This is a genomic window from Chryseobacterium sp. DT-167 (assembly GCF_058310155.1).
The window spans coordinates 423,120-438,699 of sequence record NZ_JBZEEQ010000001.1; the positions used below are offsets into that span (position 1 = coordinate 423,120).

The following is a 15,580-nucleotide window of genomic DNA, read 5'->3' on the forward strand; positions in this document are numbered from 1 at the left end:
ATTCAATATTAGAAAAGCTAGATGTCAGATACTAGATTTCATTTGTTAGACTAAAATGTCTGACGTCTGATGTCTAAAATCTGAGATCTTTTAAAAATTTATTCAAAAATGAACAACGGTATTATCATATTAGATTTCGGATCTCAATACAATCAGCTTATCGGAAGAAGAATCCGTGAGATGGGGGTGTACTCTGAAATTTTACCTTTCAATACACCATTAGAAACAATCTTAGAGAAACAGCCAAAAGGAATTATCCTTTCAGGTGGTCCAAGTTCTGTGAATGCAGAAAATGCTCATTTGGTTGAAAAAGAATTATACGAGCAGGGAATTCCTGTCTTGGGAATCTGCTATGGAATGCAGCTTACCGCTCATCTTTTAGGTGGAACGGTACATAAAGGTGTAAAAGGAGAATACGGAAAAGCACATTTAGATATTGTAAAAGAAAGTTCTTTATTAAAAGGGGTTACTCAGAATTCAGTAGTTTGGATGAGCCACTTTGACGAGGTTGGAATGCTGCCTCCGGGTTTTGATTTAAACGCAAAATCGGGTGTAATCGCTTCAATTTCTAATGAAGAAAAGAAAATATACTGCGTACAGTTCCACCCGGAAGTTTCTCATACAGAAGAAGGCGGGAAAATGTTGGAGAATTTTGTTTTCGCAATCTGTAACTCAGAGAAAAACTGGAAACTGACCAATTATATTGAAAAAACAGTAGAAGAAATCAAAGAAAGAGTAGGAGACAACAAGGTAATTCTTGGTCTTTCAGGAGGTGTAGATTCTTCTGTTGCTGCGGTTTTGATTCACAAAGCAATTGGAGATCAGTTGCAATGTATCTTTGTAGACACTGGGCTTTTAAGAAAAGATGAAGACGTAAAAGTAATGAAAAATTACGGTGAGCATTTTAATATGAATATTAAATTGGTTGACGCTTCAGAAAGATTCTTATCAAAATTGGCAGGCGTTGATGATCCTGAACAAAAAAGAAAGATCATCGGAAACGAATTTATTCACGTTTTCGATGAGGAATCTCATAAAATTGAAGGAGCGAAATTCTTAGCTCAGGGTACAATTTATCCGGACGTGATCGAAAGCCAGTCTGTAAACGGACCTTCAGCAGTAATTAAGTCTCACCATAACGTTGGCGGACTTCCTGAAGAAATGGAGTTTGAGCTTCTTGAGCCGTTAAGAGAACTGTTTAAAGACGAAGTAAGAAAAGTAGGTGAAGAATTGGGTATTCCTCATCATTTGGTACACAGACACCCTTTCCCTGGTCCAGGTTTGGGAATCAGAATTTTGGGTGCTGTAGATGCTGAAAAAGTAAAAATCCTTCAGGAAGCTGATGATATTTTCATCGAAGAATTGTACAAAAACGATTTGTATGAGAAAGTTTCTCAGGCATTTGTGGTTTTACTTCCGGTAAAATCTGTCGGAGTTATGGGTGATGAAAGAACGTATGAATACACCGCTGTAGTTCGTTCGGCAAACACCATCGACTTTATGACAGCAACGTGGAGCAGACTTCCTTACGAGTTTTTAGATACTGTGTCAAGCAGAATTATCAACGAGGTAAGAGGAATCAACAGAGTAGCTTACGATATTTCAAGCAAACCACCTGCAACAATTGAGTGGGAGTAATCTTGATTTAAATTAAATATAAACCAGCTTTTCAAGGCTGGTTTTTTTGGTTTCAACCCGAAAGCTTTACTTGAACTTGCGAAGCAATGCAAAAATTTCTTCATTAAAAAGCAAAACCATTCTTCATTATAGATTCGTGCATTTGTGGCAATAGAAACTTTTTGTTTGAAAGTACATTAATATTAGTTTTTACGTAGTCCAATGTCATCAATTCAGTCAATATTTTCTACATTTGTTCAATGAAGATAGCATACCTCGGTCCACAGGCGAGTTTCACGCAGTTGGCAGCATCACAGATTTTCCCGAATGAAGAATTGGTTCCACAATCGAGTATTTTAGATTGCTTCAATGCGGTGAAAAATAATACAGTCGATAAAGCCGTAGTTCCTTTGGAAAATTCAATTGAAGGAACAGTTTCTATGACGCTCGATTATCTCTATGATTTTGAGGTATTTATTGAAACTGAATTGGTAATGCCGATCGCTCATCACTTGATGATTCATCCGGATAATGAAGTTTTTGAGAAAGTCATTTCCCATCCGCAGGCTTTAGCGCAGACTTTTCATTTCAGATATGATCATTTTAAAGATATTCCGTCACAGGATTTTAGTTCTACAGCAGCTTCTGCAAAATTAGTTTCTGAAAATCCGAACGAAAAATGGGCTGCAATTGCCAATCGATATTCCGCGAAATTGTATGGTTTAAAAATTATTCATGAAAATATTCAGGATTTTGAACAGAACCACACCAAGTTTATTGTGATTTCAAAAAAGAAAGAAAGTTTGAAACTTGAATTACCACAAACTTCAGAAAAAACTTCTCTCATCATTACACTTCCTGAAGATCACGCAGGAGGTCTTCATCAGGTGCTTTCCGTATTTGCATGGCGAAGAATGAATCTCTCAAAAATAGAAAGCCGAACGTTAAAAACAGGTTTGGGAAATTATTTTTTCTTCATCAATGTTGCCAGTGAATGGCACAATGTTTTGTCTCAAAACGCCATCGATGAGATTATTTCTTTAGGTTCTAATGTGAAATTTTTAGGACATTATGATGAGTATGTTTTTGTGGAGTAATTTTGATGGATACAAAAATTCTTAAACGATGATCATTATCTTATTAGACAATAGACTTATACTAATATTAATAAAACTCATCAATATCCGCCATCAAAAATTCATAATTCCATACTTTATTAATGAATTCTTTCATTTTTAATATTCTTTCCTCTGTAATTTCTAAAGGCTGATCACTAATTTTATAAACTTGAAGTTCATTATTGAAAATATATACAATAATACCTTCTTTTTTTAAAGTTGCTAATTTTATCTTAATGTCTTTATCAAAAAACTTGAAAGTATTACTGGTGGTATTATATAACGAATCTTTAATTTGAAGATCTAATATTCCAAATTTATCTTCATATTCAATCACTAAATATTTATCCAACAAAAGATGTAGCATCGGCGATTTCTCCTTTCCAATATTGATTTCTCGCAATGGCTTTTTTTGATCATAAATATTATAAATACAAACAGTCATTTTCTCGTAGTCGTCATTAGCAACGAAAATGTATTCATCGCCTAAGCTGTTTATTTCGATATAAGCGTTTTCAATTTCATCTCTATGACAATACAGACCACTTTCGCAGACAATTTTCAAAGAATCTTTTTTTAAATCTAATAAATGTAAATACATTCTATTTTCATATGCATTACATAAACCAAATAATAAATTATTAGTTTTTTCGATAGTAAAGTTTCGATTATAATGACCAATACTTTCCAATTCATATTTTTTCAAAGTCCTATCTTTAGTATTAAAAAGTCCTAAAGACCGATTGGAAGAAGGCTCATAAATCTCAAGAAGAATTTCATTTTTATTATAATATTTTGAACTTATTACTCCGTCAATATTTGATAAGCAGATTAGATTTCCATTTAGATTATGAATTGCAATTTTTTCAAAGTAACAGATAACTAGCTCTTGTGTATCAATATTGAATTTTAGATCGGTGACAATATTAAAATTAATTTGAGGTATTTCAATTTTGAAAAGTAAAGATTTAGTTTTGCCGCCAAAAACATCTATCATATTTTGTGAATGAAATCCTTGTTTTTTGTAATAAACATAAATTTGATTATTTTCTTCATTACAGTAAACGAAATATACTTGATCGTTTTCGAAATTTTTAATTTTGTTTGTCATTAGATCTTAAAAAAGAATTTTTAAATTTAAATAATTTATTTTCCAAAATCTATTTTCAATAGGAATAATTTTTGAACTTACTTTGCAATTCAACTCATCCTCAAAATTATGTTTGACAAACAGCAGCGAAAGCTGAAAAGATCTGCCCGATTAATCTCCGTATTAAGCAAATACGGTTTTAAAGACATGATTGCCAGAATGGGCAAGAAACCGGAAGATAATTCTGACCAATCTGACGAAATCATTTCCAAAGGAACGGTATACGAAAGAATCCGGCTTGTTTTGGAAGAACTGGGACCTACGTTTGTGAAACTTGGACAAACTTTCAGCAATCGTGAAGATCTGCTTCCACCGGAATTGATTCAGGAATTGCAGAAACTTCAGGACAGAGTAGAAGTGATCGACATGAATGTTGAGGAAATCCTGGAAAACGAATTTAACATCGTTGTCAATGAGCATTTCTCAGAAATTGTCACAAAACCTTTAGCAACAGCTTCCATTGCTCAGGTTTACAAAGCGACCTTAATAACAGGCGAAGAAGTTATTTTAAAGATTAAAAAACCGGATGTTCTAAGTGTCATTGAAGATGATCTACTTCTCATAAAAGATTTGGTAAAGCTGATTTCAACTTATTCTGAAATTGGTTCAAAATTAAATTTAAAACAGGCAATCGCAACTTTCGAAAAGTCTTTACTGGAAGAAGTTTCACTGGTTAATGAAAGGAATAATATCAAACAGTTTGCTTTAAATTTTAAAAACAATAAAGAAACTTACGTTCCGATTGTTTATGACGAATTTTCTAACAATAATGTCCTTTGCATGGAGTTTATTGACGGAATTAAAGTAACTGACAAAGTTGAACTTTTAAATAATAATATTGATCCTGTTTTGGTTTCCGAAGTTGGTTTAAGGCTTTTTGTGTCTCAGATATTAGATTACGGTTTCTTTCATGCAGATCCGCACGCGGGAAATATTTTGGTGAAAAAAGATGGAAAAGTGGTTTTCATCGATTTCGGTGCAGTTGGGAAAATTCAACCGAATGATAAAGATATTCTTGAAAGTCTGATTGTGGCTTTTGTCGCTAAAAACTCCCACAAGATCGTAAGATATCTTAAGAAAATGGCAGTCAGTTACGAAATTCCTGATGAAAGAAGATTTGAAAATGATGTTGATGAAGTTCTGAATTTTGTTCACAGTACTTCGCTGAAAGACATCGATCCGCATATCATCATTAATAAGATGAAAGATGTTTTAAAGGATAATCAGCTCTACATGCCTGATTATTTTTATCTTTTATTTAAAGGAATCGGTCTGATTGAAGGAGTCGGAAGAACAATCAATCCCGATTTGGATGTTGTAAAAAGTTTACATCCTTACACAAAGAAAATTCTTTCCAGAAAGATCAGTCCGAAAAAGCTTCTCAAAACCGGGATGGAAAAAATGATGAGCTTCACCGATAACGTAGATGAAATTCCGAAAGAACTCCGCTCTGTTTTGCAGAAACTGGATGACAATAAATTTACCATTTCGAGTGAAATTAAAAACATTGAGAAGACCAACAATCTGATCAAATCAAGTATTATCAATTTAATTTTAGCAATGATCTTGGGAGCTAATATTATTGCAACGGCGATTGTTTTTGTTTCAGAATCCGGACCGAGAATAGGGGAGATGTCTTTGGTTGCTGTCTTAGGATTTGTGTTTTCAGTATTGTTGGTGATTATTCTTTTATTGAGAATTACAAGGAAATAGGACTTATATACAATTTTATAGTTAATTTGCCAGCTAGTTTTTCATTCCGGAGGAATCCCAACACAGAATTTTTTTTAGTTGCTTATATTCCTACTGAATGATAAACATTCTGTTAATTCTTGACGTAAAAAATAAACATAAAAATTACTATAATTTATCCTATATCCTTCAAATTTGTGCAATAATCCACAACCAAATTAATTGCCTATCTTTGCAAAATGGAAAAACTCACTTTTGCAGATTTTGACCTTCCGGTTAAAGTTCTTGATGTTTTAGCTGATTTAAATTTATTTGAGCCTACTCCAATTCAGGAGAAGAGTATCGGTCCGATCCTTTCGGGACGAGATGTGATGGGAATTGCACAGACGGGAACAGGAAAAACGTTAGCTTATCTTTTACCGGTTTTAAAGACCTGGAAATATAATAAAAACGGAAATCCTACCGTTGTTGTCTTGGTTCCTACAAGAGAATTGGTGGTTCAGGTAACAGAAATCGTAGAAAAACTGACAGAAAATATCACTGCAAGAGTCATCGGAATTTACGGTGGGAAAAACATCAATACGCAAAAGCTTTTATTTAATGATGGTTGTGATATTCTAGTCGGAACTCCCGGTAGAATCATGGATTTGGCAATTGATAATGCAATTTCCCTGAGAGAAGTTCAGAAACTGATCATTGATGAGTTTGACGAAATGCTGAATTTAGGTTTCAGACCTCAGTTGACACATATTTTCGAAATGATGAGAGAGAAAAGACAAAATATTCTTTTTTCTGCAACCATGACAGAAGCTGTTGACGAAATGCTGGATCAGTATTTTGCAGGTCCTATTGAAATTTCATTAGCAAAATCGGGGACTCCGCTTGAGAAAATCGAGCAGACTGCTTACAAAGTTGAAAATTTCAACACCAAAATCAATTTGCTTGAACATTTACTGAAGAGCAATGAAGATATGTCCAAAGTTTTGATTTTTGCTAATAATAAAAAGCACTCAGATTTATTGTTTACAAAGATCAATGAACTTTTCCCGGATCAGTTTGACGTGATTCACTCCAACAAATCTCAAAACTACAGACTGAAAGCAATGAAGCGTTTTGAGAATGAAGAAATCAGAGGTCTGATAACGACTGACGTTATGGCAAGAGGTCTTGATATTTCAGATATTACCCACGTTATCAACTTTGAAACTCCTGAAGTTCCGGAACAGTATATTCACAGAATCGGTAGAACAGGTAGAGCAGATAAAGATGGTAAAGCCATTACTTTTGTGGCGAAAAAAGAAGAAACTTTGGTTCTTGACATCGAATTACTGATGGATAAAGAATTAAGATATATTGACTTCCCGACCGAAGTGAAAATTAATCCTAAAAAGATTGCTTCTGAAGAAGATTTGATTATTATGAAAAATCCGGCTCAGGTTAAACTTTTTGATGGTGGAGGTGCTTTTCACGAAAAGAAAGATAAAAACAAAAAAGAAAACTGGGGAGGACCTTCAAAAAGAAAAGCTCCCAAAAAATTCGGAGCCAACAGAGCGCAACAGAAATCGATATCTAAGTCGAAGAGAAAGAAATAACAAAAACGATTCCAAATTTGGAATCGTTTTTTGTTTGAATCGTTAAAATTTGAGAGTTTTAAATCTTCTGAGCTTTCTTGTAAATAGGCAAATTTTTAGTGGAATTGTTATGCATTATTTCATATAAGGATTCATAACATTTGTCCAAAGTCTGTAACCTTCCGGAGTCATGTGGAGCATATCTTCTACAAAAAGGTCTTTTCTTACGTTTCCGTTTGCATCATTCATTGTTTTGGTGATATCAATAAACTCAGCATTTTTTTCCTTCTTCATGAATTTTGCAATTTTCTTATTGGCTACTTTCATTTGAGGCCAAAGTTTTTCCCGGCTCGGAGAATATTTTATCGAGATGTAATCAACCTCAATATTCGGAAACTTTTCACGTATTTTTCTGTAAAATGTTTTGAATCTGTCAACGACAGCATCAGCTTTTAATTTGGCATCGTCGGCAAAATCATTTTCACCGCAATAAACAATAATTTGCTTTGGTTGATAAGGATTAAGCAAGTCTTCGGAATAATAATTTAGATCTGTCAGTCTTGAACCCCCGAATCCCCTGTTGATAATCATTTTGCCCGGAAAATATTCTGAAACGTCCTGCCATTTTGTAAAAGATGAACTTCCTACTAATAAAATAGTATTTTTGGGTGGGGCAGATTCCTGATCTAATGTTTTGAAATTCTGAATGTCCTGCCAAAACATCGGCTTTTTTTCCTGTGAAAAAATAAAGGTAAAGGCAAGCAATAGAAACACTGCAAAAATCTTCTTCATTGTTCTCTAAATTTTGTGGAAATAAATATAAGAAAAAAACTCCCGAAATTTTCGGGAGTTAAGTGGTTTTATCTTTTATAACTTCTGTAAACAAAGTCAATCTTCTGATCTCCGTTGTAGTCTATACTGTCAAACATTTCCATCAACCTCAGTTCGCTGTTGCTGAGTATATCGACCCTGTAAGGTCTTTCATTATCATTGTCATATTTGATCACTAAAATCTTTTTTTCGGCATCATACGTATAAGTTCCTTCTGTTTTTGCACTTGTACAGGTAGCTCCTATTCCGGTAACTGCAGTGTATGCAGCATAATAATCTATCCTGAATTCCGTTGTGCTTTTTGCGCTGCATCCCGTAGGTACTACAGTATTAAGTACCGTTTTATTGTCTGCTCCGGAAATTACTTCTTCTTTTGTTTCTTTCCATTCACCTTTTAGCATGTCCATTTCAAAACCTTCGACATCATCATCTTCACATGAACTAAGCGCTAAGGCTGAAAAGGCAAATAAAAGTAGGTATTTTTTCATTTTCACATATTTAAGATGCTAAAATATAAATAAATTTCAAATATTTATAATGAAATCCAGCTTTTTTAAACTAATGTTTATAAAAAATATAATTTTTCAGGTTAAAGCAGTGACTACGGAAGTCTGAAAACTTAAGGTTTATACATTTCAAAGATCCCAAGACTTCTAACTTCTATTTAAATATTCAGGATTTAATAGCTCATTTCAACAATTTTATAAGCATCCTGCGGAGTCAGTTTTTTATATTCTCCTAAACCGACCCAGTTTCTTTCTGTAAAGGCTTTTTCGACACGTTCAGCAGTGTTTTGAAAGTCATTAGTATAATCTGAAAGCCTGGTCTGAATTTCAAGGCTGTGAAAAAACTCTTCAAGCTTTTTAATGGCAGCTTCAGCTTTCTCTTCCGTGCTTCCCTCAGTAATTTTCCAGACTCTTTCAGCATATTGAGCCAGTTTTTCTTTCTTGGTTTCAAAATTATAACGGTAGTGTGAAGGTGCAATGACGGCGAGTGTTCTTGCATGATCAATTCCGTAGTAAGCGGTTAACTCATGACCCATTGCGTGAACTGCCCAGTCTGTGATGACCCCTTTTTGAATCAGTCCGTTAAGAGCCATGGTGCAGCACCACATAAAGTTTCCTGCAGCGTCATAGTTAAAATCTTCAGACATTACCTTTGGTGCTGTTTCCTGTAAGCTAATCAAGATGCTTTCTGCAATTCTTTCCTGAAGATCTGCCGATGATGGAGCAGTCATATATTGTTCTAAAACATGAGTATATGCATCAGCAATTCCGTTGGCAATTTGTTTTTTTGGAATAGACCTGATTACTTCAGGATCTAAAACAGAAAACTGAGGAAATAATCCGGGACCACCCGAAGATAATTTTTCATTGGTTTCTCTTCTCGAAATGACATATCCGGAATTCATTTCAGAACCTGTTGCCGGTAAAGTAAGAATGGTTCCGAAAGGCATCCCTTCACCTTCCAGAGTTCTTACCGGTTTTGTCAGGATTTCCCATGGCTCACCATTGTAATTGGCTGCAGCAGAAAGGAATTTTACACCATCAATTACAGAACCTCCGCCAACTGCGAGAAGATAATTAATGTTATTTTCTTTAATGAAACTTAAAGCTTTCAGTAAAACCTCATATTCAGGATTGGCGGGAACTCCTCCAAATTCTTCAAGATCACGATCTTTCAGTGCAGTCTTTACCTGGTCGTAAACGCCATTGCTTTTGATGCTGCCACCTCCATAAATCATTAAAATTTTTGCACCCTTTGGAATTTCTTTTGAAATTTTGGCAATTTCACCTTTTCCGAAAAGTATTTTTGTTGGATTTTTTAACTCGAAATTAAGCATTGTTCTAAATTTATTTTAGACCAAATTTACGCATTGATTATCAAAATTCCAGTTAATGAAAGTTTAAAATTTAGATGATCGAATTTTATTTAAACTATTGACTTCTGTAAAAGTTTTAATTTTGTTTTGTCCATAGTTAAAGCCTCTGTAAATATTGACTCTGATGCTTATTTATTATCCTCTATTTTTTTCTGCATGACAATGTAAGCTGTTCTTGCTTTAATTTCGGCTTTTACTTTTTTCAGATTAATAAATGAGTAAATGTAGATGGGAAAAAAAAGCAAAGGAAAAAAAGTATAGAGACTAAAGTCATTTTCAATTGTTATATAAGCAGCAATTCCAACGAAGATGCAAAATGAAATGATATGGAATTTTATGATTGAAAGGTGTTTTTTTTCAGTATTTTTTAGTTCTTGCAGGGTTTGGTCCGAAAGTATTTTCTTTTGCATTTATGTGATAATTAAAAATCGAAGTTAAAAAAAAGTTTGAGTATCAGTCAATAAAAATCTCTTATTAATGAATAATAATTATTTGATGTAATCTTATATAGTTGAAAATAAACGTTTTATAATAATTTGTATTTGAAGGATCTTTTAATAATTCAAGTATTGTGGATTTTTATTGTTCTTTAAAAAAATTAAAAAAGAAATAAAATTCAGCATTTTAAGATTTTTTGATCCTTAGAAATTAATTATATACTGCGTCTGCTAAACTTGAAAAGTTTACAAACTCCTTTTTCCCGGAAGGTTTTCACCTTGGGAATCAACAGGTTCAAGAGTAATTTTCTGGGGTTATAAAAGTTTTTTAGAAGAAATAAGAAACTGACTGATGGGAAAAAAGCATAAGATTTTCTTAAACATATTAATATCTGTTTTGAATTTGGTAAAACAAAAATATAAAAAATCCTGATAAAAAAAGAATGAAATTCCCGTATTGCAGAAAAAAAGAAGGTTTATTCCTTTAAATGTATCAGTCTGGATCTGATTTCTTCGCGGATATTCTTTAATTTAAAAAATGCAGACAAAACAGAATAGCTGAAAAATACAGGAGAAAAAGTAAAAAATCCTATTCCCTTTTCAGAAGTGATAAAGATAGAAATACAGATGATAAAAATCATCACAATTGAATTTCTTATAAAATCTCTCTGTGTCTTTTTTTCGTTGTGATACAATTCATCAATGCTTTGCTTTTTTAGTGGTTTCTCGTTCATAATAGGTGATTGTATGCCATTAATTATATAAAAATAAGCTTAATTATTTTAAACAACGTATTTAGCATCAAAATGTTTTGTTAAATAAATCAAATTTCACAGTTTTTTAAACTCAATCACTCGCTATTAAATTTAAAATCTATTACATTTGTTGTATGAGACACGACGAGCGCGCAGAAAAATTCAGGCAGATTGTAGAAAATAAATTTCAGATCTACAATTCATTATTTATGAGCCTGCCTTATGATAAAATGACCAATATTGGGATGCTTCTTCCTTTTTTATATGAAGAAAGCAAAGAAGGTTATCAGGCAGGGAAAACTCCGGAACAGATTGTTGAAGAATTTTTTACAAATCATACCGATTTGCAGACAGAAGAACAAAAACTCGAACTGCTTTTTAAAATTATTCAATATATTGAAAGACAGGTGGTTTTGTTTGACAGTATAGAAGATGCAGCTTTTCCGAATTTGCATTCTGAAAGCGATAGCGGAACGGTAACCAATCTCTTTGAACGTTCTTTGCAGGATCATAAATTAGAAAAAGTCCGCGAAAAATTAAGAGATTTCACCGTGAAAGTTGTTTTTACAGCGCATCCTACACAGTTTTATCCAAGTTCGGTGCAGAGAATCTTGCATGATCTGAGAAAATCGATTACCGATGATTCTATTACCAATATCGATATGCTTTTGCAGCAATTGGGGAAAACTCCTTTTGTAAATAAAGAAAAACCGACTCCGATTGATGAAGCTCTGAGCATTATTCATTACCTGAGATATGTTTATTATGATACAATCGGCGAACTTTTCACCAAGATCAAAAAAACTTTCGGCAACGGACATTTTCATTTGCATGAAGATTTGATTCAGCTTGGTTTCTGGCCGGGAGGTGACAGAGACGGCAATCCTTTCGTTACGGCAGATGTTACGAAAAGAGTTTCTGAAGAGCTTCGTTCCGCAATTTTAAAATCCTATTACGGAAATTTAAAAGATGTAAGAAGAAGGCTAAGCTTCAGAGGAGTTTCTGAAGTTTTTGCACAGCTGAGCACTGAATTGTATTCCGCCATTTTCAGAAATGAAAGAATTACTGCTGAAGATATTCTCAAAAGACTGGATGAAGCTGAAAAAATATTGGTTGAGCAGCACAATTCGCTGTTTCTTGATCTGCTTCAAAATTTCAAGGATCGCGTGAAAATCTTCGGAACTCACTTTGCGACTCTGGATATCAGACAAGACAGCAGAATTCATCAGCAGGTAATTGATGATGTTTACCAGGCAAAATTTGGTAAAAATGGTGAAGTCACTAATGATGAGAAATTTAATCAATTGATACAGCTGTCAGAAAAAATAGATGCTGATCAGTTTGAAGATATTGTAAAAGATACATTAATCAATGTCGCTCAGGTGAAAGATATCCAATTAGCCAACGGAAACCGTGGGATGAACCGATATATTATTTCCAATTCTGATGCAGTGAAAGACGTGATGAATGTATATGCATTTTTTAAAATTTCAGGTTACAAAGACGAGGAAATCAACATGGATATCGTTCCGCTTTTTGAAACGATGGAAGGTCTTGATAATGCAGAAAGCGTGATGACCGAATTATATCAAAATCAAATCTATCAAAAACATTTAGAACGAAGAGGAAATCAGCAGACCATTATGCTTGGTTTCTCAGACGGAACGAAAGACGGAGGTTATCTGAAAGCCAATTGGGAAATTTATAAAGCGAAAGAAGTTCTTACCAAATTGTCAGAAGAAAATGGAATTAAAGTGGTCTTTTTTGACGGGCGAGGAGGTCCGCCTGCAAGAGGAGGCGGAAAAACCCATGATTTCTATGCTTCTCAGGGAAAAACGATTGCCAATAATAAAATTGAATTGACGATTCAGGGACAAACCATCACAAGTATTTTCGGGAATAAAGAACAGGCAAAATTCAATTTTGAACAGCTTCTGACTGCCGGTGTTGAAAATGATGTATTTAAAAATTCCAAAAAAGATTTAACGGAAAAAGAAAGAGCTCTAATTATTGAATTGGCGAATATCAGTTACAGAAAATATTCAGATCTAAAAGCGCATCCGATGTTCGTACCGTATCTTCAGGAGATGAGTACGCTCGAATATTACGGAAAAACCAATATCGGAAGTCGTCCTTCAAAACGTGGTGGAGGAAATGAACTTAAATTTGAAGATTTGAGAGCGATTCCTTTTGTAGGATCCTGGTCACAATTGAAACAGAATGTTCCCGGATTCTTTGGTTTTGGTTTTGCGATGCAGCAGATGAAAGAAGAGGGAAGGTTTGATGAAGTGAGAGAATTGTACAAAGGATCGGATTTCTTTAAAACTTTGGTGTTGAACTCAATGATGAGTATGAACAAATCTTATTTCCCATTGACCTATTATATAAAAGACAATCCTAAATTCGGCGAATTCTGGAATGTACTTTTCAGCGAATACAATCTTTCAAAAGACATTATGCTTGAGCTGACAGGTTTTAAAATGCTGCAGGAAGAAGATCCATTATCAAGAAAATCGGTAAAAATTCGTGAGAAAATTGTACTTCCTCTATTAAGCATTCAGCAATATGCTTTAATGAAAATTCAAAAGGGAGAGGGCAATAAAGCTGCGTATGAAAAATTGGTGACCAGATCGCTTTTTGGGAATATTAATGCGAGTAGAAATTCAGCTTAAAAGTTAATATATTAAACTTAATCGAAATCTTTGTCATTCCATAGGAATCTAACTAAAGAATTAAAAAAATACTGTCGAGATTCCTGCGGAATGACAAACATGATAAAACAAAGCCTTCTAATTTGGAAGGCTTCTTTATTTATTCTTTCAAAAATTTCTCATAATAAACTTTATCTTTTACCTGAATTTTCAGATAATAAGTTCCATTAGAAAAATCCTGTACGTTGATGGATTTCTGATTTTTTGTTTTTAAAACTGATCTGCCCAAATTGTCATACACTTCAAGAGATACAACTTCACCCTCAGTCGCAACATTCAAAATCGTTTTTACAGGATTTGGAAATATTGAAATTTTCTCTCTTTTTACTAATTCCGAAGTATTCAAAACAGAATTATATAAGTTTCCGAAATTTAATATTCCGTAGCCCATTTGGTTATTTGTATTTGGATATAAAGATGCGGTCTGTCTCAATTTGGTTTTCATTAAATCTCGGCTCATTGTAGGAAAAGCCTGTATCAAACAAGCAACACCTCCTGCAGCAATCGGCGTTGCAATTGAAGTTCCGGAAACTACTGTTGTAGAATTATCGTTTACAGTTGTAGATGCAGTTCCTCTTGCACTTGCGTCCGGTTTGATAACTCCTACGGAATTAGGCCCGAAAGACGAAAATCCGGATGCTGATCCTGCAGAATCTACAGATCCTATCGTGAAAACCTGCGCATTATCTCCCGGAGTTGTAATATAATGCCATGCTTGTTCTCCTGAATTTCCAGCTGCAATTAGAACAAAAATTCCTTTGCTTACTGCAATCTGGCTTGCTCTTCCAATGAAAGAAGTTGTTCCGTTCATATTGGCGTACGTGTAGCTGTATTTCGGATCGTCAAAAATATTATACCCTAAAGATGTTGTAATGATGTCAACCCCCTTTCTGTCAGCTTCTTCGGCGGCTTCGATCCAATATAGTTCTTCTTCGGGAACTTCCACGGCGGCATTTTCACTTCTATATAAATAAAAATCTGCATCAGGAGCAGAACCTACAAATGTGTTTTGAATGTATCCTCCGATAGCTCCTAAAACCACGGTTCCGTGCGCATTCAAAGTAGTATCATAGATATTGGTTGATTTTGTGACAAAATCATAACCGCCTTTAATTCTGTTATTTGTCCATAATCTTGAGAATGCTGAACCTGTATTGACGGTAGGAAAACCAGTGTCAATAACAGCAATTGTAACACCCGTTCCGGTGAATCCTGCAAGATGAAGCGGTCTTAAATTGATTTGATCAATTTGCTCAGAACCTGAACCATAATTGAAAACTGTTAAATTCTTTTGAGCTAGTTCAAAACTTTCCCACTTATTGACAGTCTGGGTTTTTAAAACAAGAGAAGAATTTTTTGCAAAGCTTTCTACTGACTGCACGAAAGGCTGGGCTTTAATGATATTTACCTGAGCCTGATTAGCAGTTACCGCAACTCCGTTCAGCCATTTAGAAGAATCAGTAATCGTAAACCCTAAATTTTGAAGATTTTGAATAAATGACTGTTCGATCGGTGCATCCTGATCATTCAGAGGAATACCCAAAGCAGTTCTTCTGTTGAGTGCTTTTTGGGTCAGTTCAGATAAAGGATTTGCATAAAATGCGGCTTTGTTGGGCTTGTCATTAAAGTATACAAAAACCAATTCGCTTTGAGCCTTAATAAAACCACAACCTGCTATAAAACAAAATAATAAAAGTCTTTTCATCTATTTATTTTGTATAAAGATAAAACAATTTCAATAAAATTTTTGAAAGGATTTTAAAATCCTTATTTTTACGAAAATATTTGTTTGTGAAATCGCTGTTCAGCACTTTGT

Annotated in this window: 12 protein-coding genes; 5 read left to right on the top strand and 7 right to left on the bottom strand. The window is 34.0% G+C overall.

Annotated elements, in window-relative coordinates:
- The first annotated feature begins 108 nt into the window (after positions 1-108).
- The gene (gene guaA / locus AC4FQ5_RS01860) at positions 109-1,638 is read left to right on the top strand and encodes a glutamine-hydrolyzing GMP synthase (protein WP_491140798.1); all 1,530 of its coding nucleotides are present in this window, start codon (positions 109-111) and stop codon (positions 1,636-1,638) included.
- Between the two features lie 239 nt (positions 1,639-1,877).
- On the top strand, positions 1,878-2,714 hold the full coding sequence (gene pheA, locus AC4FQ5_RS01865) for a prephenate dehydratase (RefSeq protein WP_491140799.1): 837 nt from the start codon (positions 1,878-1,880) through the stop codon (positions 2,712-2,714).
- 67 nt (positions 2,715-2,781) lie between these two features.
- Here pheA and AC4FQ5_RS01870 read toward each other — a convergent pair whose 3' ends face one another.
- Positions 2,782-3,846, bottom strand: a complete 1,065-nt coding sequence (locus AC4FQ5_RS01870) for a hypothetical protein (protein ID WP_491140800.1) — start codon at positions 3,844-3,846, stop codon at positions 2,782-2,784.
- 108 nt (positions 3,847-3,954) lie between these two features.
- Here AC4FQ5_RS01870 and AC4FQ5_RS01875 point away from each other — a divergent pair, with 108 nt between their 5' ends.
- Together AC4FQ5_RS01875 and AC4FQ5_RS01880 are read left to right on the top strand one after the other, a co-directional pair.
- A complete protein-coding gene (locus AC4FQ5_RS01875) occupies positions 3,955-5,598 on the top strand; it encodes an ABC1 kinase family protein (protein ID WP_491140801.1) in 1,644 nt (547 codons plus the stop codon).
- Positions 5,599-5,816: 218 nt separating this feature from the next.
- The gene (locus AC4FQ5_RS01880) at positions 5,817-7,169 is read left to right on the top strand and encodes a DEAD/DEAH box helicase (protein WP_300346819.1); all 1,353 of its coding nucleotides are present in this window, start codon (positions 5,817-5,819) and stop codon (positions 7,167-7,169) included.
- A gap of 114 nt (positions 7,170-7,283) precedes the next feature.
- Here AC4FQ5_RS01880 and AC4FQ5_RS01885 read toward each other — a convergent pair whose 3' ends face one another.
- From AC4FQ5_RS01885 to AC4FQ5_RS01905, 5 genes are all read right to left on the bottom strand, one after another.
- On the bottom strand, positions 7,284-7,940 hold the full coding sequence (locus AC4FQ5_RS01885; protein ID WP_491140802.1) for a GDSL-type esterase/lipase family protein: 657 nt from the start codon (positions 7,938-7,940) through the stop codon (positions 7,284-7,286).
- 68 nt (positions 7,941-8,008) lie between these two features.
- A complete protein-coding gene (locus tag AC4FQ5_RS01890; protein WP_491140803.1) occupies positions 8,009-8,467 on the bottom strand; it encodes a lipocalin-like domain-containing protein in 459 nt (152 codons plus the stop codon).
- Positions 8,468-8,658: 191 nt separating this feature from the next.
- Complete coding sequence (locus tag AC4FQ5_RS01895) at positions 8,659-9,822, bottom strand: iron-containing alcohol dehydrogenase (protein WP_491140804.1); 1,164 nt, start codon at positions 9,820-9,822, stop codon at positions 8,659-8,661.
- Positions 9,823-9,989: 167 nt separating this feature from the next.
- Entirely contained in the window at positions 9,990-10,271 is a 282-nt protein-coding gene (locus AC4FQ5_RS01900) for a hypothetical protein (protein WP_491140805.1), read from the bottom strand.
- Between the two features lie 503 nt (positions 10,272-10,774).
- A complete protein-coding gene (locus tag AC4FQ5_RS01905) occupies positions 10,775-11,032 on the bottom strand; it encodes a hypothetical protein (RefSeq protein ID WP_491140806.1) in 258 nt (85 codons plus the stop codon).
- A gap of 155 nt (positions 11,033-11,187) precedes the next feature.
- Between AC4FQ5_RS01905 and AC4FQ5_RS01910 the strand changes: the two genes are divergently transcribed.
- Positions 11,188-13,725: a phosphoenolpyruvate carboxylase gene (locus tag AC4FQ5_RS01910; protein WP_491140807.1), complete on the top strand. Its 2,538-nt coding sequence runs from the start codon at positions 11,188-11,190 to the stop codon at positions 13,723-13,725.
- Positions 13,726-13,864: 139 nt separating this feature from the next.
- Here AC4FQ5_RS01910 and AC4FQ5_RS01915 read toward each other — a convergent pair whose 3' ends face one another.
- Complete coding sequence (locus tag AC4FQ5_RS01915) at positions 13,865-15,469, bottom strand: S8/S53 family peptidase (RefSeq protein ID WP_491140808.1); 1,605 nt, start codon at positions 15,467-15,469, stop codon at positions 13,865-13,867.
- Between the last annotated feature and the right edge of the window lie 111 nt (positions 15,470-15,580).